Annotated in this window: 23 protein-coding genes and 1 pseudogene; 12 read left to right on the top strand and 12 right to left on the bottom strand. The window is 63.8% G+C overall.

What is annotated here, in order from left to right:
• The first annotated feature begins 47 nt into the window (after positions 1-47).
• A complete protein-coding gene (locus QX135_RS31405; protein ID WP_409997830.1) occupies positions 48-425 on the top strand; it encodes a GlcG/HbpS family heme-binding protein in 378 nt (125 codons plus the stop codon).
• 373 nt (positions 426-798) lie between these two features.
• On the opposite strand, the gene QX135_RS31400 is transcribed toward QX135_RS31405, so the two are convergent.
• The gene (locus QX135_RS31400) at positions 799-1,437 is read right to left on the bottom strand and encodes a hypothetical protein (RefSeq protein ID WP_409997828.1); all 639 of its coding nucleotides are present in this window, start codon (positions 1,435-1,437) and stop codon (positions 799-801) included.
• Here QX135_RS31400 and QX135_RS31395 point away from each other — a divergent pair.
• Positions 1,405-2,040: a LysR substrate-binding domain-containing protein gene (locus QX135_RS31395; protein WP_315744949.1), complete on the top strand. Its 636-nt coding sequence runs from the start codon at positions 1,405-1,407 to the stop codon at positions 2,038-2,040. The two genes, QX135_RS31400 and QX135_RS31395, sit on opposite strands and share 33 nt — an antisense overlap.
• A gap of 317 nt (positions 2,041-2,357) precedes the next feature.
• On the opposite strand, the gene QX135_RS31390 is transcribed toward QX135_RS31395, so the two are convergent.
• From QX135_RS31390 to QX135_RS31350, 9 genes are all read right to left on the bottom strand, one after another.
• The gene (locus tag QX135_RS31390) at positions 2,358-2,834 is read right to left on the bottom strand and encodes a DUF488 domain-containing protein (RefSeq protein WP_315739191.1); all 477 of its coding nucleotides are present in this window, start codon (positions 2,832-2,834) and stop codon (positions 2,358-2,360) included.
• Positions 2,791-3,432 carry a DUF488 domain-containing protein gene (locus QX135_RS31385; protein WP_315739192.1) on the bottom strand — a complete coding sequence of 214 codons (642 nt, stop codon included), beginning with the start codon at positions 3,430-3,432 and terminating at the stop codon, positions 2,791-2,793. The genes QX135_RS31390 and QX135_RS31385 overlap by 44 nt, the downstream gene beginning before the upstream one ends.
• Before the next feature lie 100 nt (positions 3,433-3,532).
• Positions 3,533-4,240, bottom strand: coding sequence for a dual OB domain-containing protein (locus QX135_RS31380; RefSeq protein ID WP_315739193.1), 708 nt, complete (start codon positions 4,238-4,240; stop codon positions 3,533-3,535).
• A 152-nt stretch (positions 4,241-4,392) separates the two neighbouring features.
• On the bottom strand, positions 4,393-4,527 hold the full coding sequence (locus QX135_RS31375; RefSeq protein WP_315739194.1) for a DUF4174 domain-containing protein: 135 nt from the start codon (positions 4,525-4,527) through the stop codon (positions 4,393-4,395).
• A 401-nt stretch (positions 4,528-4,928) separates the two neighbouring features.
• Positions 4,929-6,929 (bottom strand): DEAD/DEAH box helicase, encoded by a 2,001-nt coding sequence (locus QX135_RS31370; RefSeq protein WP_315739196.1) that lies wholly within the window; start codon positions 6,927-6,929, stop codon positions 4,929-4,931.
• 956 nt (positions 6,930-7,885) lie between these two features.
• Complete coding sequence (locus QX135_RS31365; RefSeq protein ID WP_409999180.1) at positions 7,886-9,085, bottom strand: 2Fe-2S iron-sulfur cluster-binding protein; 1,200 nt, start codon at positions 9,083-9,085, stop codon at positions 7,886-7,888.
• On the bottom strand, positions 9,082-9,912 hold the full coding sequence (locus QX135_RS31360; RefSeq protein ID WP_316180457.1) for an FAD binding domain-containing protein: 831 nt from the start codon (positions 9,910-9,912) through the stop codon (positions 9,082-9,084). Before QX135_RS31360 ends, QX135_RS31365 begins: the two co-directional genes overlap by 4 nt.
• A complete protein-coding gene (locus tag QX135_RS31355; RefSeq protein ID WP_316180455.1) occupies positions 9,909-12,287 on the bottom strand; it encodes a xanthine dehydrogenase family protein molybdopterin-binding subunit in 2,379 nt (792 codons plus the stop codon). Before QX135_RS31355 ends, QX135_RS31360 begins: the two co-directional genes overlap by 4 nt.
• A 1-nt stretch (position 12,288) precedes the next feature.
• The gene (locus tag QX135_RS31350; protein WP_316180453.1) at positions 12,289-13,566 is read right to left on the bottom strand and encodes an amidohydrolase/deacetylase family metallohydrolase; all 1,278 of its coding nucleotides are present in this window, start codon (positions 13,564-13,566) and stop codon (positions 12,289-12,291) included.
• 174 nt (positions 13,567-13,740) lie between these two features.
• On the opposite strand from QX135_RS31350, the gene QX135_RS31345 reads away from it, so the two are divergent.
• The 10 genes from QX135_RS31345 (at position 13,741) to QX135_RS31300 (ending at position 21,063) form a co-directional block, all read left to right on the top strand.
• Complete coding sequence (locus QX135_RS31345) at positions 13,741-14,226, top strand: MarR family winged helix-turn-helix transcriptional regulator (RefSeq protein WP_315776820.1); 486 nt, start codon at positions 13,741-13,743, stop codon at positions 14,224-14,226.
• 426 nt (positions 14,227-14,652) lie between these two features.
• Positions 14,653-15,486, top strand: a complete 834-nt coding sequence (locus QX135_RS31340) for a nitroreductase family protein (RefSeq protein WP_316234471.1) — start codon at positions 14,653-14,655, stop codon at positions 15,484-15,486.
• A 24-nt stretch (positions 15,487-15,510) separates the two neighbouring features.
• Entirely contained in the window at positions 15,511-16,365 is an 855-nt protein-coding gene (locus QX135_RS31335; protein WP_316234470.1) for a transporter substrate-binding domain-containing protein, read from the top strand.
• 138 nt (positions 16,366-16,503) lie between these two features.
• Positions 16,504-17,148 (top strand): amino acid ABC transporter permease, encoded by a 645-nt coding sequence (locus tag QX135_RS31330; RefSeq protein ID WP_316234469.1) that lies wholly within the window; start codon positions 16,504-16,506, stop codon positions 17,146-17,148.
• On the top strand, positions 17,145-17,801 hold the full coding sequence (locus QX135_RS31325) for an amino acid ABC transporter permease (protein ID WP_316234468.1): 657 nt from the start codon (positions 17,145-17,147) through the stop codon (positions 17,799-17,801). The genes QX135_RS31330 and QX135_RS31325 overlap by 4 nt, the downstream gene beginning before the upstream one ends.
• A gap of 13 nt (positions 17,802-17,814) precedes the next feature.
• Entirely contained in the window at positions 17,815-18,582 is a 768-nt protein-coding gene (locus tag QX135_RS31320; protein WP_316234467.1) for an amino acid ABC transporter ATP-binding protein, read from the top strand.
• 27 nt (positions 18,583-18,609) lie between these two features.
• Positions 18,610-19,002, top strand: a complete 393-nt coding sequence (locus tag QX135_RS31315; protein ID WP_315744929.1) for a RidA family protein — start codon at positions 18,610-18,612, stop codon at positions 19,000-19,002.
• Positions 19,003-19,013: 11 nt separating this feature from the next.
• Positions 19,014-19,616, top strand: coding sequence for an urea carboxylase-associated family protein (locus tag QX135_RS31310; protein ID WP_316234466.1), 603 nt, complete (start codon positions 19,014-19,016; stop codon positions 19,614-19,616).
• On the top strand, positions 19,613-20,422 hold the full coding sequence (locus tag QX135_RS31305) for an urea amidolyase associated protein UAAP1 (RefSeq protein WP_316234465.1): 810 nt from the start codon (positions 19,613-19,615) through the stop codon (positions 20,420-20,422). Before QX135_RS31310 ends, QX135_RS31305 begins: the two co-directional genes overlap by 4 nt.
• A gap of 11 nt (positions 20,423-20,433) precedes the next feature.
• Positions 20,434-21,063, top strand: a complete 630-nt coding sequence (locus QX135_RS31300; RefSeq protein ID WP_315786467.1) for an urea amidolyase associated protein UAAP2 — start codon at positions 20,434-20,436, stop codon at positions 21,061-21,063.
• Between the two features lie 54 nt (positions 21,064-21,117).
• On the opposite strand, the pseudogene QX135_RS31295 reads toward QX135_RS31300, so the two are convergent.
• Positions 21,118-21,753 (bottom strand): annotated as a pseudogene (locus QX135_RS31295) (NAD(P)/FAD-dependent oxidoreductase); the annotation flags it as partial.
• Between the two features lie 223 nt (positions 21,754-21,976).
• Complete coding sequence (locus tag QX135_RS31290; RefSeq protein ID WP_316234464.1) at positions 21,977-22,912, bottom strand: LysR family transcriptional regulator; 936 nt, start codon at positions 22,910-22,912, stop codon at positions 21,977-21,979.
• Between the last annotated feature and the right edge of the window lie 108 nt (positions 22,913-23,020).

Raw genomic sequence — 23,020 nt, 5'->3', positions numbered from 1 at the left:
AGACCGGGCGTAAGCCATCGAAGCTGCTCCAGCATGTGAGATCTGTCATGCCGTGCTCATACGACTGCCTGACGTATTCGAGACGCGAAGCAAATGCTGTCGGCTGCCGAGGCCGAGCCGAGAGCCTTGGTACTTTCTACAACATGGCCGTCGTTGATGCTGATGGCCATCTCCTGGCATTCACGCGCCAGGACGGCGCGCTGGGCGGAAGCATCGATCTTGCGATCAACAAGGCCGTCACGGCGCGGCTTTTCGACAAGCCGAAGTCCGAACGGGCGCATCTTGCCCAGCCGGGAAAGCCGCCGTTCGGCATCCAGGCGAGCAACGCCGGCAAGATCGTTATCTCCGGCGGAGGCATTCCGGCCGTCTTCGATGGTCGAATATCCGGAGAAGTGCAAAAAGGGAGCCATCTTCTCCTCAAGTAGCACGGCATCTATGTTCAGCCGATCAATTACCCGACCATCCCCCGCGGCACGGAAAGGCTCTGCATCTTGCATCGCTGATCGGGACCGGCATGTTGCCAAATAGCTCGGAGGGGGTGGCGCAGGTTGAGTGCCGTCGCGGGTGAGCGAGTCGATCATCGCCTGCACATCCTCGCTGACGAGGCTGATCACGGTGTCGACGTTGAATCGTCCGGACATGTGACCGACGAAGTAGATCAGACTGGCGACGAGAGAAACGCGAGCACGATGCTGATGGTGCTCGCGGTCACGTACCGCCTTACTCGGCCGGAGCTGACGCCTCCGGGCATTCACGGGCGAATGGCTTCACGTCTCTCGGCTGGCCCATCAGCACGGGCTAAAACAACACCGCGGCCATCATGGTACACAGGAGCGAGAGAGCCATCAGCTTACCCATGCTCGACATTCCCGGATATTCGGAGGCCCACATGCTGCCGAAGGCAACCGCATTTGTCAGCGCGCTGAACACGACGGCCTGGGCCAACGCCGATTGGAGCAGGTGCGTATTTCCCGCCCGCCAGGCCATGATGTAGTAGATCTTGAAGGCAACGCCGACTCCGAGAAGAAGCGGCAGCGCTACAATGTTTGCAAAGTTGGTTGGAAGCCCCCAGATCACCACGATTTCGAGTGCAAGCAGACCGGCGACGAGCAGCGGAATGAGCGTGAGCAGCACGTCGCCGATCCGCCGCAAGGCGATATAGAGCAGAGCTGCGATCGCAAGCAGTGCCAGGGTTCCGGTTTCGGCGAAGGCGCCGGTGACGATGCGGCTGGATTCATAGTAGTTGATCGCGGCGCCGCTGGCCGCAGGAGCAGCGGCCAGCACGGCGCGAGCGAAGCCGCGCAGCACGTCGGGGTCATTGGCATTGCCTCTAGGCGAAATCTGCACCCGAGTGAGCGGCGAGCGGCGAGTGGCGAGTATCGCGAACCGCGCGGCGAGTTGCTGGTGACGGCGCCGAACAAGTTCGGCAAGCTTCATGTCGCGCCGCTCGTCCATGCGTTCCTCGCCGCCTATCCGTCGGTCAGCGTGCGGCTGATCCTGTCGGACCACGTCATCGACATCGTCGACGCGCATGTCGACGTCGCGGTCCGCATCGGCCGCATGCCCGACAGCCAACTGATCAGCCGTCAGGTCGGGCATGTGCGCTGGATACTCATCGCCAGCCCGGACTACCTCGTCCGCCGCGGCGAGCCCGAAGACCTCGAGGCTCTGCGTGATCATGACTGCATCGCCTTCGAAGGCCTGCAGACCTATATGCGCTGGACGTTCGGCGTTGGCGCCGACGAGCGCACGTTGCCGATCAAGCCACGCTTTTCGGTCAACACGGCCGACGCCGTGGTGGAGGCAGCAGCAGCCGGCCTCGGCGTCGCGTGTCTGATGTCCTACCAGGTCGCTCCGGCGATCGCCGACGGCCGGCTGGTGCAGATCCTGTACCGTCAAGACGATCGTCCGACGCCAGTCAATCTCGTGCACCAGCCGCAGCCGGTCCAACTGCTCCTGCGCCGCGCCTTTCTGGATTATGTTGCTCCAAGGCTGAGCTGTGCGCTGGAGAAGATCGAAGAATCTCTTGGGAAGGCATGAGCAGAACAAGGCGCTGAGATGCGCGGGTCTGTATGGAACTAACAAACGACTTGTTGCTGTGCCGGCAAAAGCAGCCGATAGTTGACGAAGAGAAGCTCGGCATGATCCCGCAAAATATTCCTGTGGAATCAAGACCAAAGGAATTCGTCGGTCTCGCCATCGGCACCCCGATGTGGCATGTCGGTAAAAGCATTACAGATCAATGCTTTAGTGCCACGCAAGATAATCGAGTGGGAGTGAGGGGAAGCTAGCGGATCTACGGTGTCGGAACGTGCCATGAGCTATAGATTTGGCAGATATCTACATCCGTAGCCGAGCTAAAGGTGCTTCACTTTAAGTGCACTGTCCCACTTCGCGTTCAGGTAATCGCACACTAGGCGTCGGTGACAATGATGTGGCTTGTCTTCCGAGCAAAGTAGGCAGGCTCTTCGGAACATTTCGGGCTTAAGTTTATGCTCGATTCGTCTGTTCTCCATAAGCTTCATGAATGAAGCTTCGTAAATGGCCCAATCGCCTTTATCCCGCTTATATGCCTTAAGGATATCGTCAGTTGGTGCAAGAAGTGGCTGGTGAACGTAGTCCGCGGAGCAAATTGTCTTCAAGAAATACGCCAGGTCTTCCGCCTTCGCAAAGCCCGCGAGCTGAGACGTATTGTGTAGTCGTACATCGATCACTCGGGTCACGCCCGCCTTCTTCAATCTCTCGAAGAAGTCTGAGGCAGTGGTCTTCGTGAATCCTATAGTTGCAATATCAACCGGTTCCAACTGAACGGCTCCGCATGGCTTTTCGCTCATCGTGTCGTTGGTGCTCAGTAAATGCCACTTTCCTCGCGCGATTGCGGTAGGCTGCCGCAAGTCGTTTTTCTGGTACGTCGAACAAGTCCGCTCCACCCAATTGCGACATTTCAATCAACTGTGCTTCGATTTTTTCGTGGTCAGCAATCAGGCCGCTGCCAAGGATATGTCTAACGTTCATACCTTTTTCGTGCAGCGCCCGCCCGACTAGCAGGCAGCGATGACAATCGAGAGGGTCGTGCTCCGAGCACATCATAGCGATTCGGTACTTCCTGGAGCCTTCGACAATGCGAGCAAGCCCTTGAGCGAACTCTGCGGTTGCCGCCATCTTTTCATAGTCGGCTATTCCATCGCAAAAGAACCGCTTATCGGTCGGACGACCGCCCAGTTGTCCTCCAAGAAATACGTACGCAATCCCGTCCATACGCAGTTCTCCGCACAGTGTATCTTTGTTGAAGTGGGCGAAATGCCTTGAATACGGCACCGTCCTCACATCGGCGACCGCTGTGATTGACGCTTGGCGCAACAGGGCGACAAAGCTCTCGTAAGATAGCGTCGAATGCCCTATCGTCAGGATTTCGAGAGACTGTTCTGACAATACTGGCCTCCTTGCCTGGACATTAGCGCTGACTTATCAGGTATTCAGGGGCCCAATATAGCGTTCATTTTATCGGCCCTCTCCCGCCTAATCATTTATATCACAAGAAAAGGAGGCCGTTTACCTGTGCATAGCAGGAATCTGGCATTTGGGCGAATGGCCGACTCAGCCCCAGCCGGACATGGATAATTGTGCTAGCTTGGGCGGCTGCCGCTAGCGCTTCTACTCCCCCTGCAAGGAACTGAGCGGCAGCTGCATCGGCTGGGACCGATAAATCGTACTCTATTCCGTCCTGAACAATCTCAGCTCGCAGCTTGCGCTTGCCGTTGGAACTGTCCTCGTAAAATGAAATTGCGTTTGGCTGAATCTGTACGGCGTCGAGTGAAACAGTTCGTTCGCCAGCCCGAACGTAAGCCTTCCCCGAATACGCTCGTTGAAGGGCTCCGCTGAATGCACGATCAATCGATGGAGACATTCCGGGCGCTACGCTACTTGCAATTTCTGCAGGTGTGATTTTTTTCAGAACGGCAGTCTCTTTCCCATCCACGAATATCCGATCTTCTGTAGCGTGAGGATATGGCGAATTGGCTGGAGCCGGCGCGGTTTCAAAGCGAACAACATTGCCAATGTCAAAGAATTTTCCAGGACCGGCGTTCTGATCGCCCCAAAATCGAGACGCTTCGACGGCCGGATTCATCGTCGGCGGTTCTGGACGCACCATTCTGCCTTCCTGCAAATCCCATCCCGCAACGCAAAAGAGTGTGCCGTATCGAGTAACATCGGTTACTATTAGATTGTGCATTGACATCGTCTCCCTCCCAAATTGCGTAAATCTGGGATTGAGCGAGTTGATTTGCAAGCGTCTATGGTAGTGAGATCGCCGACAAAACTATGGAGAGCATTCAACCGCTGTATGCCTTATGCCGAACCTATCATCCGGCGCCGCCCTGGACTGCACAATCAGTCTTGGCTAACCGACCCCATCCGTCGCATCTCGTCCTGCCGCATCGGCATTGCATCGACGCGTCTGAACAGGCCCTCGGCCGAGATCGGCTTTTCCGGGGCCAGCGTATTGTTGCCGTCCTCGCCGATCATAACGCGGCGGCCGTCGGTGCCAAGTGTCGCGCGGAGCTGGCGGTGTCGTCGCCGGCCTGGAGCAGGATGATAGCGCGCTTGGACATGACGGGGACTATGGTGACGGTGCACGGGGCGGATTCCAATTTGAAGTGCAGCGTCACCGAATTTCCGTGGCCAGTCACGGCTGAGCCTGCAGGACGACCTCGATCGCCAATAGGTCACTTTTCGTCTTTTCCACGATCTCCTTTGTGCAAGCGACGCAGAAGATCGGGTGGGCGGTAAAGCCGCTCTTCTGCTTGGGAATCTGAAAACACGTCGCCGCTGTCGCAATTCGCTCTTTGCAGCGGTCGCAATTCGTGGCCTTGCCACAGGTGTGCAAGACTGGCGATCCTGTCGACATTGAGAGAAGCGAAGGTGTTTTACCCTTTGGCTTTGGCACCTAAAATCCCCTTATATCTTTTAGTCAGCAGGTTCAGAATTTCCTCAAGGCTCTTAATCGAACCTTCGAACTCCTCAGTTGACCAGTCCTTGCGTTCTTTAGGATTGTTTTTCTTCAGCTCTTTGTTGATGAGCGTGACGCAGGCAACGAAATTGTTTGTTGCCGGAATGCCGCTATTGATGATCTCACGGCCGGCGCGGTTAACACCCAGCCTGTTTACAAGCAGGTTCGCGGCGCGGTTGACCTCGTCATTGAGGCCCTTCCGGCGCATCTCCCATTCCCGAATGGGTAGCTTCTGATATGGCTGTGCGGCCCTCGAGGTTGTCTGCGCGGTCGAACGCGCCAGCACAATCGCTTCGGCCTGATCTGGATCCAGCCCCAACCGCTCCAGGTTTTCGCGCAGTTCCCCGATGATGTCCTCCTGTTCGGCGGAGGTGAACTGCTCTTCGATCAATGAGTCGACGATCTCGTAGTTGACCACGACCGGTTCGGACAATTTCATTCGAGCCTCACCCGACCTCACTTCCGCAGGCGGCTCAGGCTCCTTACCTCCGATGACATCTTCCCAGAACTTTTGATCATCGCTTTCGAACAGCTTGAATTCACGCAGTCGCTCATCAAGGTTCATACCAGCGTGAGTTACGACGTGGCCGTAGTTGTCGGGGTGGCCCGGGCTGTTTTGCACGATCACCCGCAGAATTCGTCCGACGAATTGAATATATGGCGCCAAAGTACGGAACGGGCGAAAGATTGCCGCAACACTCAGCTTGGGATGGTCAAAACCTTCACCAAGCATCTGCACTTGGACGATGCAGTCAAGTTCCCCGCTCGTCAACCTCCGTTTGACCTCGCCCTTCTTTTCTTCGTCCATCTCACTGTAGATCAAGTCCGCCTTAAAGCCGCGCGCTTCATACATTGCAGTGATTCTGCGGGCATGGTTGACGCTGCAGGCGACAGCGATCAGTTGGTGCGCCGTGCCTGTCTCCCTCAGCATCTCAAGCTTTTCGAGGCTATTCTCGACAATGGTCTGGTTGCAAGGGTCGGAAAGCGCAATTCCTCGGCTGAACCAGTCCTTATCCTTCATCGCCAGCACGTCATCCAACGTGAAGACTTTGGTCTCCCCCTTGGCGGTGAACTCCAGTTCGGTCGGGGCGGCGTAGCTTGCAGTAATGCGCTTGATATAGCCTTTGAACGTGGCTTTCTTGAACGGGTAGCGATAGACGAGGTCTCCGTCGATTTCTTGACCGTCGCCGCGGAAGGGCGTTGCGGTCATGTTTATCACGCGCGCCCGGTCGAAGTGCTCAAGGATCTTCTTCCAGCTTTCGGCTGGCGAGTGGTGAGCCTCATCAACGATGATGAGGTCGATGAAGTCCTTGGGGAACTTGTGGAGCCACTTCTCAGTGTTGGTGGCAAGCTGCTGGACATTGGATACGATGAAGTGGGATTTTTCGCAGACTGAGAGATTCCCCGTGTCCAAGGTCGTGGCAAACGGGCCACCGATCATGGCTTCGTCAGTGAGGATGTTCCGTTTCCGCCAGAAGCACTTCTGCCGGTTGGTGACGTCCAGGGCTTCGAACAGGCCTTCTTTGATGGTCAGGTTCGGCGCGACAACCAGCACACGCCCTTTCGCGATGCCGAACGGCGCGATAGCCGCGATGCCCGATTTCCCGCAGCCGACGGGTATCTGGATGATCGCCGTTTTCCCGCCCGCCTTGAAGTATTCGTACAGGGCTTGGTAGGCCTCAATTTGAGGCTCACGCAGCTGAAGGTTTTCTTCGATATGGGCGGACGTCTTTAGGAAATACTGTTCCAGTGGGATGTTGGAGCGGACCCAGGCGTCCAGATCGCTCTTGCTGAACAGCCATTTGCTGCCGACCTTGTTCGACGGCAGCGTTCCTTCTCGCGCCAGATCGTATAGGGCGGTCTTGCCGAGCTGCAGGTAACGCGACGCGTCCTCAATCGTCATCCATTCGTCGGTCATGGCCAAAGCTCCCTTTTATCATTTCTTATCAAACGATATCGTCTGATGCAATAGGTCGTTCTGCCTTTGTTTCGCGCTGGTGGATTAAGTCGGGCAGATTTGCGCAAAACGCGCCGGGCTTACGGTCGGTGTTACGGTGACTGTGCATGAAATTCGCGAACGTAGCCTGCGATCGAGGCTCCCCTAGCTCCCTTGTTTGGCGCGGGCCTTCGCCGCGCCTAGGCGGCTTCGGCCGGCAGGGGGAATAAGCCCGGCCCTGACGATGGGAGAGAGGCGAGGCGACTCACGGACATCCCGTAGTCGTCCAACTGACCATCCGCCCGACGGGCAATCCGCGCATGCCGTGAATGCGCCAACTGCCCGTCGTGCCAGTTTGTCGCAAACTACCCCCTTGCCTCGTCGGGCAAATCACCTCCACATTTCCGGGCATACCGGCTCGCTGAAGAGGGACGTTTCGCGATCGTCACGAGCGTCGAGCTGGGGAGGCGATGGGCGCGTTGCTCCGCAGCCGGGTGTCACAGCCCGTGCCGACGAACGGAGCGAGGCGACGGCGAAGTGGTGTGGTCCTGGCATCGCGGTGCTGATGCCAAGCCGGCGGTGATGATGATCCGCTGGCGACGGGGGCAAGACAGCCGATCCCCGGGGAGAGCGCCTATAACCCGTCAAACCGTCGCGCAGGGAAGGCCGGATATTGGGCTGAACCTGTGGTTCTGCCGCGTGCTTTTTGCTGCACGCGGACCGCGGGTATCAGTCGATACCCGGTCTTCCCTGCGCCTCTTCGTTGAGAGGCGGTTGAATGAAGACAACAACTCGGGCTCAGGCGGCCGCGAGATCGCGTCGTCACGCCTGCTGTTTGAAACGTGGAGACAGGTGCCGGGACGATGTTCCGCGCTGGTGTTCGGCGCTCATTCAAAGCTGACCGTGGACGAGAACCAGTCCGCCGGTGAGAGGCGGCTTCATTGCCCGCGCATGCGCTGCGCGAAGGCCGTAAGACGTGTCCGTGCGATGTCCATCAGGAGGGCAAGTGCGTTGAGGCGCTGCGGCTCGGCAGTCTCCGCCGGATTCAACGTGCCGTTGAGATGCCGCTCGCAGTTTTGCGCGAACGTCGTCGTGAGGCGCGCCGCCAGATCGCGCACCAACCCGTCGCGCGCGATCTGCGCTAGTGGACCGGAGAGGCTGTAGCGTATGGCGAGCTCGACGCGGGTGGCCCGTCCTTCGTCGATCGGAAGCATGCGCCAGCTGATCTGCCCGGAGGTCGAGCTGCGGCTCCGCTGGTCACGTCCGGTGCCGATCAGCCGGCCGGACAGACTTGCGTCGTCGCGCTCGATCCGCGCGGCGCCGCGGAACACGGCCGCAAGCGGGCCAAGCGCGACCCTGATCTCGCCTTCGATGCGATCGGGGGCCGGCATGGCCGTGATCATCGCGCCGGGAAAGCATGCGGCCAGGGTCGTGAGGTTTCCGAACAGCGCGAAAACCTGCGCAGGCGCGGCGTTCACAGTGAAGGATGCGTCGAAGCTCTTGGCGGGTACGGCCTCGGGAATATCGCGTGTGCTGATGGCAGCGCCCCGGTCAACCGCCGTCTCCGCTATTGCTGGCCGCGCTGACGACGCAGCGGTCGCGACCGCGCCCGACTGCGATCCCACGGGTCCGAGCGTCGTGCGTCCGGCGCCGATCACGGCCGCGATGCCACGTTGCCGCCGCGCCTCGATCACCGCGCGGACAGCGCGGACGATCCCGACATAGCCTGTGCAACGGCAGAGATTGCCGCTCAACCCGACACGGATGGCCTGCTCGTCCGCGTGATCGAGGCGCAGCACGAGGTCGCGCGCCGACATGATCATGCCGGGTGTGCAGTAGCCGCATTGCAGCGCATGCTCGCGCGCAAAGGCCGTGCGCAGCTCGGCTGCGATCTCATCCTCATCCAGGCCTTCGATGGTCGTGACCGCAGCACCATCGCAGGCCACCGCGAGCGTGATGCAGGAGCGGGCCGGAGCGCCGTCGAGCAGCAGTGTGCAGGCGCCGCAGACGCCATGCTCGCAGCCGAGATGCGTCCCGGTCAGGTCGAGCCGATCACGCAGGACGTCGGCAAGATGGGTCCGCGGTTCGACCGTGGCCTCGGTCGCGCTGCCGTTGACGGTGAGCTGGAGCTTCATCACGCCGCGGCCTCCGCGATCGCCCGCGCGAGCACGCTCAGGTGGATGTGCCGGGCGGCCGGATCGGTCACGCCGGCCTGCATCAGCAGGCGGTCGGCGAGGTCGCGATCGAACTGCTGCCCGAGCCTGGTGTTCGCTCCGCCAAACAGCGATGAATCGTCGACGACGATCGGCGTCCTGTCGATGGCGCCGATCACAACCCGGCTGCAGGCCTTGTCCGGCTCGATCAGGACGGCGGCCATCGCATGCGCGAATTCGCCGGGCTTGCGGCAGGCCTTGGCGTAGCCGAAGCGCGTCGTGGGCGACAGGGAGGGAAGGCGGATCGCGGCGACGAACTCGCCGGGACGCAGCGCGGTCTGCAGCGCGCCCTGGATGAACTCCGTCACGGCGAGGTCGCGTCGGCCGGCGGAGCTCGCCAGCCGTACGCCGGCGCCGAGGGCTGCGAGCGTCGTCACCCAGTCGGCGGCCGGATCGGCGTGACTGAGCGAGCCTCCGATCGTGCCGCGGTTGCGTACGGCGCGGTAGGCAATGCCGCGCGCGATCCGCCGCAGCACGCCATGAGTCACGTCAGGAAGCCGGCCGTCCTCGATGTCGGCATGGGTGACGCAGGCGCCGATGACAAGTTCATCGCCGTCACGCTCGGCCGTACGAAGCTCGGCGAGCCCCGCGATGTCGACGATCAGCGGCGGCTGCACCAGGCGCAGATTGAGCATCGGCCCGAGCGACTGGCCACCGGCCATGATCCTTGCGCCGCCATTGGCGTCCGCGAGCAGGGCGAGCGCGGCGCCGACGCTGTTGGGACGCTCATAGGCGAAGGATGCAGCCTTCACGTCGAGCTCGCTTGCGCCTGTTTCGCCGCCAGCACTGCCGCGACGATGCGGCGTGGCGACAGCGGTGACTGCATCAGCTCCGCACCAAGCGGACGGAGAGCGTCGTTGACGGCATTGGCGATCGCCGCCGGTGGCGCGATCGCACCGCCTTCGCCGATGCCCTTGACGCCGAACATCGTGTAGGGCGACGGCGTCTCCATGTGAAACAGGCGCGGTTCGGGGACTTCGGTCGGACCCGGCAGCAGGTAATCGGCCAGCGTCGTCGCCAGCGGCTGCGCGGCGTCGTCGAACGGCATCTCCTCGTACAACGCGGTGCCGATGCCCTGCGCCAGGCCACCGAGAATCTGGCCGTCGACGATCATCGGATTGACGAGGACACCGCCATCCTCGACGATGACGTAGTCGAGCAGCTCGACCTCGCCGAGATCCGGATCGACCGCGACCGTGACGGCATGGGCCGCGTAGGAGAAGGTGCCGCTGTCGCGCACCGGCTTGTAGCCGCTGGTGACCTCGAGGCCGGCCGGGTCGACGTCGTTGGGGAGATCCTGCGGCCGGCGGTACCAGGTGTGGGCGATCTCGGCGAGGCTGACGCTGCCGTTCGGTCCGCAGGCGCGTCCCTCGCGCCACACGATCGCCTCCGGCGCGAGCTGCAGCAGCTTGGCGCCGATGCGCGTGGCGCGCGCGACGAGCTGCGCGCAGGCGGTGCCTACGGCTCCGCCGGCCATCACCATCGAGCGCGAGCCCCAGGTGCCGGTGGAATAGGGCGTCATCGCGGTGTCGCCGAGCACGACGCGGATCTTGCCGGGATCGACGCCGAGCACTTCGGACGCGACCTGAGCCAGCGTAGTCTCGAGTCCCTGGCCGTGCGAATGAACGCCGACGCGCAGCTCCAGCCCGCCGTCGGGCGTCAGGCGCGCCGTCGCCTGCTCGTGGCCGGGTACCATCGGGATGCCCCAGCCGGCATAGACCGAGGTGCCATGCGCGGCCTGCTCGCAATAGATCGAGACGCCGGTCCCGATCAGCCGGCCGTCCGCCTCGCCGCGCTGTTGCCGGGCGCGGATCGCGGGGACGTCGATCGACGCCAGCGCCCGCTGCAACGCGCCGGGATAGTCGCCGCTATCGAAATGCTTGTTGGTGATGTTGTCGAACGGCATGTCCTGCGGTTGCACCAGATTGCGCAGCCGCACCTCGCCGGGCTCGAGCCCGGCTTCAGCCGCGACAGCATCGAGCAACAGCTCAAGCGCGAAGCAGACGCCGGTGCGCGCCACGCCGCGATAGGGCAGGATCGGGCATTTGTTGGTTGCGACCGAGTAGGTGCGGCAGCGATAGGCCGGCATCCGATACGGCCCCGGCAGGATGCTCGCGATCTGCGCCGCTTCGAGGCAGGCCGAGAACGGATAGGACGAGTAGGCGCCGGAATCGACGATCGCCTCGCAATCGATACCGCGCAGGCGGCCGTCGCGATCGGCATAGACCGTGATGTGATAGGCGTGCTCGCGGCAATTCGCGCTTGCGCTCAAATGCTCGCGCCGGTCCTCGAGCCAGCGCACCGTCCAGCCCTTTTCCATGGCGAGCCAGCTCAGGCACACTTCCTCGGGCAGCAGGATGCCCTTGTGGCCGAAGCCGCCGCCGATGTCGGGTGCGATGATGCGGATGCGGCCCTGGTCCATGCCGAGACAGTCGGACAGGCCGTTGCGCACGATGTGCGGCATCTGTGAGCCCGTGTGCAGCGTGAGCTGATCGAGCCGGTGATCGAAGGTCGCGACGACGCCGCGGCCCTCCAGCGGCGCCATGCACTGGCGCGCCGTCGAGATCTCGCGCGTCACCTTGATCGGCGCGTCATGCGCCGCAGTGATGTCGACCTCGAAATTCGTTTCCAGGAAGACGTTGTCGCCCCAATGCTCGTGCACGAGCGCGCCGCCGGCCGCGCGCGCCAGCCGCATGTCGTGCACCGCCGGCAGCGGCTCCAGGTCGAGCTCGACGGAAGCGGCGATGTCCTCGGCCTCGGCGCGGCTGCGCGCGACGCACATCGCCACGAGTTCGCCGACATGGCGCACCTTGCCTGTCGCCAGCACCGGCTGCTCGGAAATCTTGAACCCGGGCAGGCCTGAGACGGCGCGGATCGGCTTGATGCCGGCGAGGTCGTCGGCCGTGAAGACGACGTCGCGGTACACCGTGGGAATATGGATCGTCTTGATGCTGGCGTGCGCCATCGGGCTGCGCACGAAGGCGACGTCCTTCATCCCCGGCAGCCTGATGTCGGCGACATACTGGCCGCGGCCGCGCAGGAAGCGATCGTCCTCCTTGCGCTGCAGCCGCGCGCCGACGCCACGCGGCGCGCGCTCATCCGAGACGGTCGGCGCCGCGCCGGCCACGTCAGGCCGCGACCGCTGCAGGCAGGATCGGCGCCGTTGCGTCGTGCCTGACGCCGGCGCGCAGGCAGAACACCGGCTGCAGCAGCCGATCGGCAATCACCTCGGTCTTCTCGTTGTCGCGCAGCACGAAGCGCCCTTGCTTCTCCTGGAGCACGCTGACGTCGGCGTCCATGCCCGGACGCAGTGCGCCGATCTGATCGGACAGGCCGAGCATGCTAGCTGGGTTCGACGTCACCATCGGCACGACCTGCTCCAGCGTCAGCCCGAGCGCGACCAGCGAGCTCATCGCCTGCACGAGGCTGAACTTGGCTTGGCCGGCGAAGGGGTGGTTCTCGTCGTCGGCAGGTTCGTCCGGCGTGCCGGCGGGCGCCGGCACATGCGTGTTGTAGCCGTGGATGTCGGCGCCGAGCGTATGCGGCACGATGCCGGCGTCGATCGCCTTGCGCGCTAGCCGGTAGGAGAAATGGCTGCCATGGCCGACGTCGACCTTGAGCCCGCGGTCGAGCGCGGCCTGGATCACCGGATGTACATCGCCCCTGGTGTTGACGAAGCCGCCGGGATGCCGCGTGAACGGGTGCGCCAGCACGTCGCCCGGACGCAGCAGCGGGATCACGCGCTCCAGGATGGTGTCGACATCCTCGCCGTTGGTGCCGCTCGCCGGCAGGCCCCACAGCTGGCCGAAATGGACATAGACCGGGAGTTCGGCGCGGCGGCCGATCTCCGCGGCCATCTCGATCACGCGGATGCCCCAGCGCGCGAAGCCGCCGATCTCGGCATGCGCCTTGATGCCGCGGACGAGGTCGCGGTTGGCGACCGCGGATTTCACCGTCGCGTCGATGTCGACACAGTCGGGCCGGTAGAGATCGGGGTAGTAGTGGCCCTCGAGGCCGCCGACCAGATAGGCCGACAGGAACGCATAGACACGCGACTGCGCCTGCTCGGCGACGAAGTGCCGGAAGCCGGGCAGAGTCATGCAGGACGGACCGCCCTGGTCGATCAGGCTGGTGACGCCCGACTGTACGCCGACCATGTCCGCATTCATGCCGAAGCGGCCGGTGACGTACTGATAGACATGGGCGTGGGTGTCGATCAGTCCGGGAAGCACGAGCTGGCCGGTGACGTCGACGACATCCCTGGCGCTGGTCGGCAGGATATCGGACTGGATAGCGGCGATGCGGCCATTGCGGATGGCGACATCCTTCAGTCCATCGATGCCGGAGGCGGGGTCAATGACGCGACCGCCGCGCAGGAGCAGGTCGAACGAGGCGCTCACGGACATGCAAGGTCTCCTTTCCGGGCGGTGTGTTTGTCCCGGTCAAAGCCTTCCTCGACGAGCCGGCGCGGACGATACGCCGACCAATTTACGAAGCATACTTCGCATTACATCAAGATCCGTGCCATAGACAGCTTCAAATTGATGCAGCGTGATCAGCGCTTATGCGGGAGCCGTTCGATGGCCGGAAAGACTAAGCCGAAAGCAGATCCGTCGTGGCCGCTCGAGGAGCGTCCGGGCTATCTGATCAGGCGGCTGCATCAGATCCACGTCGCGCTGTTCCAGGAGAAATGTGCCGCTTACGAGATCACGCCGTTGCAGTACAGCCTGTTGACGGCGCTGGCAAAACGGGGGACGGCGGATCAGACGGCGCTGGCCCAGGACATCGCGCTCGACCGGACCACGACGACCGGCGCATTGAAGCGGCTGCAGGCGCGCGGCTTCGTCGATCGCAGCGTCGGACCGCACGACCGGCGGTCGCGGACCTGCCGCCTGACCCGTTCCGGCGCGGCCTTGCTGCGCAAGATCGAGCGGCCGGCACGGGCGGCGCATCTCGCGACGGTCGCGGATCTCACCAAGGCCGATCAGAAACGCTTCATTGCCATGATGCAGGCGATCGTCAAGGCGCAGGGCGAACGGCTCGATGCGACACGATCGCCAGACTGAGCGCGCCCGACCGCGATGAGCTCCGATTAGATAATGGGCATGGTGCTGCCCGAAAAGCAGCGCGTCGCCGGAGTGCAGCATCCGGTCGGGGCGCCGTCGCCGTAAATACGAAGCATGCTCCGCATTCAGGTGCTGCGGCGTTTTGTCCGCAACCGGCGCATTTGGCTGCTCATTTTCGGTGAAGATCGTTGTAGCAGCGGTCGCGCTGCGCTAGGCCCCGCGACGTCTGGCATGTCCCTTGCTCACATCTCGAACAATAGCTGCGCGGAAGCCGCGGCGAAATCGATCCGGGGCGGCGACACCGATGTCGCAGCGCGTGGGGTGAGCAATGCGACGTCTGCCGCTGCGGGATCCGCCGATCATGGCTCAGGCCAATGGCGTCCGTTCGACCTGGCGCGTCGCGCGTGATGCGATAGGGGCGCTGTGATGTTCGAGCATGCCGATACCCTCGCCACACGCTTCGGAGACGGCGGACCCGATGGCGGCGGCGTCGAGGCCAATGCGTTCCAGCGCGGCGTGCTGTCGCGCAAGACGGTGCGCCGCTATAGCGACCGGATGCCGGAGGAGGGGCTGCTCGACCTGCTCGTCGCCTGCGCCCTGAGCGCCTCGGCCAAGTCGGATTTCCAGCAGGCCTCGGTCATGCGTGTGCGCGATGCCGACAAGCGGGCGGCGATCGGCCGGCTGTTTCCGAGCATGCCCTGGATCGCTGCGTCGCCGGTGTTCTTCGTTTTCCTCGGCGATGCGCGGCGGCTGCAGCGGATCGGCGAGCTGCGCGGCAAGCCGGTCAGGAACGGCACCCTGGAAGGCTTCTTCAACGCCTCGGTCGATGCGGCGCTGGTGCTGCAGACGATGATCCTGTGTGCGGAGTCCGCTGGCCTCGGCACCTGTCCGATCAGCGTCATCCGCAACGAGATCGACACGGTCGCCAAGGTGCTGGAACTGCCCGACATGGTGTTTCCCGTCGCTGGGCTGTGTCTCGGCTATCCCGCGGCAGAAGGCCATGTCAGCCTGCGGCTGCCGCGCAGCATCACCACCCATGTGGACTGCTACGGCGACGATGCACTGCCTGCGGCGCTCGACGATTACGACCGGCGGCGCCATGCGCGGCACGCGATTCCGAAGGAGCAGCAGCGCGGCAATGCCGAGTTCGGCGAGGCCGATTTCTACGGCTGGTCGGAGGACAAGGCGCGTCAGGCCGCCAAGGCCGAAGGGGCTGCCTTCCCACCTTATCTGCGCGCGCACGGCTTCAGCTTCGACTGATCAGTTCATGTAAGGAGATCCGAGATGACCAAGCCTTCGTTTCCCCGCCTGTCGGTACCGTCGCGGCGAGCAGCGCTTGCGCTGCTGGCCGCCGCGCTGACCTTGCCGGCCGCGTTCGGCGCCAAGGCCGGCAGCCTCGACGAGATCAAGAAGCGCGGTCTCATCGTCGCGACCGAGGACGACTTCCGTCCCTTCGAGTTCGTCAAGGACGGCAAGCCGACCGGTTTCGACAACGAACTGATCGAGGACCTGCGCAAATATGCGCCGTTCGAGATCAAGCAGCAGATCCTGCCCTGGACGGGCATCCTGGCCGGCGTTTCCACCGGCAAGTACGATGTCGCCATCACCGCGGCGATCATCACCAAGGAGCGCAAGAAATCGCTCGACTTCACCAGCCCGATCGCCGACGCGACGCACTATTACGTCAAGCGCAAGGACGACAAGAGCATTTCCGCCATCAAGGATCTCAGCGGCAAGACCGTCGGCGTGCAGGCCGGCAGCGCGCTGCTGGGGCGGTTGCCCGAGCTCCAGGCGATGCTTGAGAAGGAAGGCGGCAAGCTTGGCAAGGTGGTCGAATACACCTCCTATCCCGAAGCCTATCAGGATCTCGCGCTCGGCCGTGTCGACTACGTCGTCAACACCATCATCAACATCAAGGCGCTGGTCGCCGAGAAGCCGAACGTGTTCGCGGTCGGTCAGCCCGTCTCCGGCAAATCCTATCCGGCCTGGGCGGTCGCCAAGGGCAACACCGAGCTGGTCGAATTCCTGAACGGCTTCATCGCCAAGGAGAAGGAAACCGGCCGGTTCGCCGAGTTGCAGAAGAAGTGGTTCGGCGAGGCCTTTCCGGATCTGCCGGTCACGTTCGAGCCGGAATTCTGACGCCGCGGAAGAGGTGCAGCTGATGTGCGGGTGGCGATCGCTGCGCGCCGGTCCGCTCGACGGCCAAGTGCCCCTGCATCGGACGAGGTTGGCCGATGCAGGGCGCCGGCCGTCCGGCATCGCCACGGATGGCCGGCGATGAGCGCGGCCGACGTGCTGGCCATCCTGCAGGGCGCCGTGGTCACGGTGACGCTGTCCTTCGTCGGCATCCTGATCGGCCTGCCGATCGGCCTTGGCCTGGCGCTGCTGCGCTGGGCCAACGTTCCAATCGTCGCCCGCGTGGTCGCTGTCTATGTCTCGGTGCTGCGCGCGACGCCGCTGGTGACGTTGCTGCTGCTGCTGTTCTTCGCGCTGCCCAATGTCGGGATCGCAATCGGGCCGGTGTCGGCGGCGATCCTGGCGCTGGTGATGAACACCTCGGCGTTCAATTGCGAGGTCTGGCGCGCCGCGCTGATGAACTTCCCGAAGGAGCAGTACGAGGCCGCGCAGTCGGTCGGCATGCATGCGAGCCTGCGCTTCCGCCGCATCGTCCTGCCGCAGATCGTACGCGTCAGTCTGCCCGGCCTCGTCAACGAGATGTCGCTGCTGATCAAGGTCACGCCGGTGCTGGCGGTCGTTGGCGTCGTCGACATCACCCGCGCCGCGGTGCGCATCGGCGCCGAGACCTATGAGCCGCTGCCGCCGTTCCTGGTCGCCATCGCGATGTATGCGCCGATCGTGTTCGCGCTGGTCTCGCTGCAGCGATTCATCGAGCGGCGCCAGCTCGCAGTCGAGGCCGCATGATCCGGGATTTCGCCATCGTCTGGAGCGAGCGGGGTCTGCTGCTGAGCGGGCTCGGCAACACCACGATCCTCTCGGTGCTGTCGGCCATCGCCGGGCTCGTGATCGCCTTCGTGCTGACGCCGGCCCTGATGTCGAAGCGGCGCTGGCTGGCGCTCACCGTGCGCGTGTTCGTCGACGGCATGCGCTGCGTGCCGTTCCTGCTGTTCGCCTACATCGTCTACTACGGTTTGCCCTCGTTTGGCATTAGGCTCGACAATTGGAGCTCGGGGCTGGTGGCGCTGACCGTCTATCACGCCGCCTATCTCGCCGAGATCCTGCGCGGCGCCTGGGCGACGCAGCCGCGCGAGCCGATCGAAGCCGGCGTCGCCTTCGGCTTCTCCGGGGCGCGATTGTTCCGCCGCATCATCCTGCCGCCGCTGCTGCTCGCCGCAGGTCCTGTCATCGGCAATCAGATGATCCAGATCGTCAAGGACAGCGCTTTTCTAACTATCATCGCACTGCCCGAGCTGACGCATGCCGCGAGCTCGATCCAGTCGCGCCACTACGTGCCGTTCGCCGCCTTCATCACCGCCGTGATCCTCTATTGGGGGCTCTGCCTCGTGATCGAGGCGGGTGTCAGCGGCATCGACCGGCTGGCCGCGGCGCGGCGCTGAGAGGGAGCCCGGGATGACCGACGACATGGCCGTGCTCGACGTCGCCGGCATTTCCAAGCGGTTCGGCGAGCTCGAGGTGCTCTCCGATATCAGCTTCACGGTGACGCGCGGCGAGACGGTCTGCGTGCTCGGCCCGTCCGGCTCCGGCAAGTCGACCCTCCTTCGCTGCATCAACTGGCTGGAGCGGCCGGATGCCGGTCAGATCTATCTCAACGGCGACCGCATCGGCATCAACAATGGTGGCGTCGTTATGTCCGACCGTGAGCTGTCGCGGGTCCGCACGCGGATCGGCATGGTGTTCCAGCATTTCGCGCTGTGGCCACATCTGACGGTCATTCAGAATCTCATGGAGGCGCCGGTGCAAGTGCAGAAGCGTCCCGTGGCCGAGGTGCGCGAGGAGGCGATGGCGCTCCTCGCCAAGGTCGGGCTCTCCGACAAATGCGATGTGTTCCCGGCGCGGCTGTCCGGTGGGCAGAAGCAGCGCGTCGGCATTGCGCGTGCGCTGGCGATGAAGCCGGACGTCCTCTTGTTCGACGAGCCGACCAGCGCGCTCGATCCGGAGCTGGTCGGCGAGGTGCTGGTGGTGATGCGCGAGCTTGCACGCGAGGGCCGCACGATGGTGATCGTGACCCATGAGATGGGCTTTGCGCGCGACGCCGCCACCCGCATCCTGTTTCTCGATCGCGGCCGCGTCGTCGAGACCGGGCCTCCGGAGCGCTTCTTCGTCAACCCGGAAACCGAACGCGCGCGCCAGTTCATCCAGCGCTACGCCGCCGGATGAGCCAGAAACAACGCGAGGAGACACGCCATGGATCCGATCTATCATCTGCTCCCGGATGCGCCGAAGCCGGTCACTCCCTATAGCCATGCGGTGCAGGCCGGTCCGTTCCTGTTCGTCACCGGCCAGCTCGCGACCGATCCCGATGACGACGCGCTGCCGCTCCCGGACGGTATCGACGCGCAGACCCGCAAGGTCATGGATAACCTCGCGCGTGTGCTGAAGGGCTGCGGCATGAGCTTCGCGAACGTCGTGTTCGCCCGCATCTACCTGACCGATTTCAAGCGCGACTACGCCGCGATGAATACGATCTTCTCCAATCATTTCGACGATGCGTACCGGCCTGGCCGGACCACGATCGGCGTCTGCGATCTGGCGCGCGGCGGCATCGTCGAGATCGACATGGTCGCCTACAAGCCCTGAAGGAGAGAGCGATGGATCCGATCGAGATTCCGGCGCGGCGCGGCAAGGCGGCGCTCGTCACGGCCGGCCAGGTGGTCACCGTGATCAATACCCATGGCGAGCAGGTGGTCGACACCTGGGCGTTCAATCGCGCCGACTTGTCGGAGTTCATGTCGAACGAGCACACGCGGGCGCATTCGCTGCATCTGGTGCCGCGGCCGGGAGACGTGCTGCGGACCAACAAGCGCCGGCCGATCCTGACCTTGATCGAGGATACTTCGGGCGGCATTCACGACACTCTGATCGCCGCCTGCGACCGCTATCGCTACGCGTTTCTCGGGCACGAGGGCCACCACGACAATTGCACCGACAATCTGTTCGCCGGCATGGCCGAGCTCGGCCTGACGCCGCCGGAGGTGCCGAGCCCGCTCAATCTGTTCATGAACATTCCCTGGGAGGCCGACGGCACGCTCGGCTTTGCCGCGCCGCCGCGCCCCGTTGCCGGCGGCCAAGTGCGCTTGCGCGCGGAGATGGATCTGGTGATCGCGTTCTCCGCCTGTCCGCAGGATATCCTGCCGATCAACGGCAAGGCCGGACGGCCGGTCGAGGCGCATTTCACGGTGACATCAGCATGAGCGGAGAGACCAAGGCGGAGCGGGCCGCCGCCAACCGCCGCCGCTACGAGGAGCTGCGCGCGGCGGGGCAGGAGCTGAAGCAGCTGCCGCCGCCGACCGCGCGCGACGGTGCGCCGGTCGCAGCGAACGCGATCATCCAAACCGAGCAGGTGCCGCCCGGCTGGCACGCGACGATGCGGCTGTCGCGCGGCGAGGCGCTGCGCATCAGCGATGATCTTGGCCGCTCCAGCGTCTCGCTGCTGGCGTGGCGCAGCGAGGATCCGTGCGAGCGGATCAACTGCGCCGACACCGTGAAGGTGCAATGGAGCGCGGCGCTGTCGAAGAGCCGGATGATCCTGTCGGACATGGGACGGGTGCTGCTCTCGGTGATCGAGGATACGTCCGGCGCGCATGACCTTCTGGTCGGCGGCTCGACCCCTGACTCGACGTTGGCGGCCTATGGCGAGGTGACGCGCAACACGCAGGCGAACTTCATCTCGGCCGCCGCCAAGATCGGACTGGGCTTGCGCGACATCCCGCCCTGCGTGACGTTCTTTGCGCCCGTCACGACAGATGCGGCCGGGCGGTTCGTCTGGCACGCGGAGCGCAAACTCTCCGGCGATTTCGTCGATCTGCGCGCCGAGATGAACCTGATCGTCGCCGTCTCCAACTGCGCCCATCCGCTCGACCCGGCGCGACCCGCAGCGACCGCGCCGATCACGCTGATCCGGCACCGGCTGCCGCCGCCCGCGGCCGACGACGTCTGCCGCACGGCGTCGCCGGAAGCGTTGCGTGCCTACGCATTCACCGATCGGCTGTTCGCCTGAGGAGCGTGGTCATGTCATCGATTGATCTGGGCCGCATCGTCTATGCCTTCGACATTCCTGCCGAGCAACCCTGGTCACGGGTGCTGAAGAGGGGCCAGACGCTGCGCATCATCGACAGCGAAGGCGAGCAGGCGGTGGACGCGCTGATCTATGTCGCGGAGGACACCGCCGAGCGCTACAGCGCGCAGGACACCTTGCGCGTCCAGGGCTCGGCCTATCTCGAGCTCGGCACGCGGCTGATCTCCAACCGCGGACGGGTGATGGCGCGGATCACCGCCGACACCTGCGGCCGCCACGACACCTCTGCGGGCTGCTGCTCCTGCGAGAGCAATGCCGTGCGCTTCGGTGAGGCGACGCGCTACCTGCATGCCTGCCGCGAAAACTTCATCCTGGAGCTGTCGCGGCACGGCCTGACCAAGCGCGACATCGTCTCCAACCTGAACTTCTTCATGAACGTGCCGATCGAGCCCTCCGGCAATTTCACCGTGCTCGACGGCCCGTCCGCGCCGGGCAACTACGTCGACGTGACCGCGGAGATGGACGTGCTGTTCGTGATCTCGAACTGTCCGCAGGTGAACAATCCATGCAACGGTTTCGATCCGACTCCGATCCGTGTGGAGATCAGGGAAGCGACGGCATGAACCCCTGCTGCTGCAGGCGCACGCTCGTCGGACCGACCTGCGGCGAGAGGCGCCTCAACTCGCCTCGTCGCGCAAGTGATACCAGCGATAGAGCAGGCGCTGGCCGATGCGGCGGAACGACGCGAAGGGATGCGTCGGCAGCGCCGAGGTGAAGATCGGCAGATCCTGCCCCTTGAAGGCTTGGCCCGCGAGCATCTGCGCCATCCGGCGGCCGGCCTGCGCCGAATAGGAGACGCCGTTGCCGCCATAGCCGAGCGCATAGACCAGCTTCGCCTGGGCATCGGGACGCACGATGCGCGGCATCATGTCGTGGCTGACATCGACCCAGCCCCACCACGAATAATCGATCTCGATGCCTGTGAGCGCGGGAAACTTGCGATGCAGGCCGTCGATCAGGAGCTGGAGGTGCCGGTCATGCGTAGCGTCGGCGCCGGTGGTGGCGCTCCGGCTGTCGATCTGGACGCGGTCGTCCGGCAGCAGCCGGTAGTCGAAGCGCAAGGTGCGCGTGTCGGAGATCACCTGCCGGGTCTTGAAGCCGTTCGCCGCGAGCTCGGCCGCAGTGAGCGGGCGCGTCACCAGCGAGTTCGACAGGATCGGCATGCAGCGGCCGGACAATTCCGGCGTCAGCCCCAGCGAGGTGTAGGCGCCGGTGGCGATGCCGACGCCGTTCGCGGTCACATTGCCGCCGGGGGGACTGTAGACCCGATATTTGTGATCAAGCTATGCGATCTTGGGACAAGTGAGGTCGAGGCAGAGGCGATTGCCGGCAGACATCTCGTTATGCCTGCCCAGAGACATGAATCGAGCCGTAGCGGGTCGAAGAGGCGCAGGAAATGCGGAAATGGAGCGCGAGGCCGAAGCCCTGCCTGGGCTGACCTCAACGCTGGCGGTGCAACCAATTCTCGCCAATTGGCTAAGTGGCTGCCAGCTTCCTTGCCGTGCTCCAAAGGCTCTCAGCGGCGTGGATCATCCGCGCCCGCGCGCGGATGAGGCATATGTTGATCTTGATGTCCCAGTCCTTCGGGCCGGCTCTCACCAATCGGCCGCTCTGGAGATCGAGCTCGACCAGGCTGCGTGGAGCCCAGGTGATCCCGCGGCCTTCCCGGGCCATGTTGATGAGCAGCATCACCGGTGCTGAGAAGCTGGGGAGCAGCATGGCGCTCGGCTGCTTCGTCGCGAGGAAGGCGGTCACGATGCGGCCCACGCCGGAACCTGGATGATAGGCGAGATAGGGCAGCGGCTTGTCCGCAGAGCCAGGCAGCGCAAACCGCGGCATCGATTGCCGCCGGCGACCGCTGCGCGTGACGGCCTTGTAACCGGTCGCGCTGATCGGGACCAGGACATCGTCGGCGAGATCGATGCGCTGAAAGCGATCGTTGTCCAGGCGGCTGGCGAGCGATGGGTGGTAATGCGCCAGCATGAAATGCGCATGGGCCTCAAGCAGGAGCTTCTCACACCCGGCGAAGTTCGACGCCACGAGTTGAACAGCGGAACCGGATCGCGCACGATCGACCCGGCGGATCCAGTCCGGAAAGAACGTCTGCGACAGTGCGTGGGTGGCGACGAATTGAACGGTCTCGGCCTTGAGGCGAGCCGCTTCCAGGGCCTCCTCGCGGCCGTTCGACAGCCTGCGAATGACGTCCTCCGCCACCGGACGAAAACTCTCCCCTGCCGGCGTCAGCTTCACGACATGGGTGCTGCGCTCGAACAGAGGCGCTCCAAGCCACGCTTCCAGCGACTTGATCCGCCGGCTCAAGGCCGGCTGCGTCACGTGCCGGCGCAGCGCTGCGCGGGAGAAGCCGCCGTCCTCCGCAATAGCGAGGAAATCCTCGATCCAGCTCAGGTCCATGATGCCAATTCGTTATTGAATTATTCCAATCTGGCATTAGCACCGCGGCACCGGCTGGTCCAAAAGGGCCGCGGAGACGCTGTTTGCAGCGCCGAAGAGCACGAGGCG

The organism is Bradyrhizobium sp. SZCCHNR1098, assembly GCF_032489375.1.
Taxonomy (GTDB): domain Bacteria; phylum Pseudomonadota; class Alphaproteobacteria; order Rhizobiales; family Xanthobacteraceae; genus Bradyrhizobium.
The sequence above is the reverse complement of the archived record's forward strand: the minus strand, read 5'-3'. Positions and strand labels throughout refer to the sequence as shown.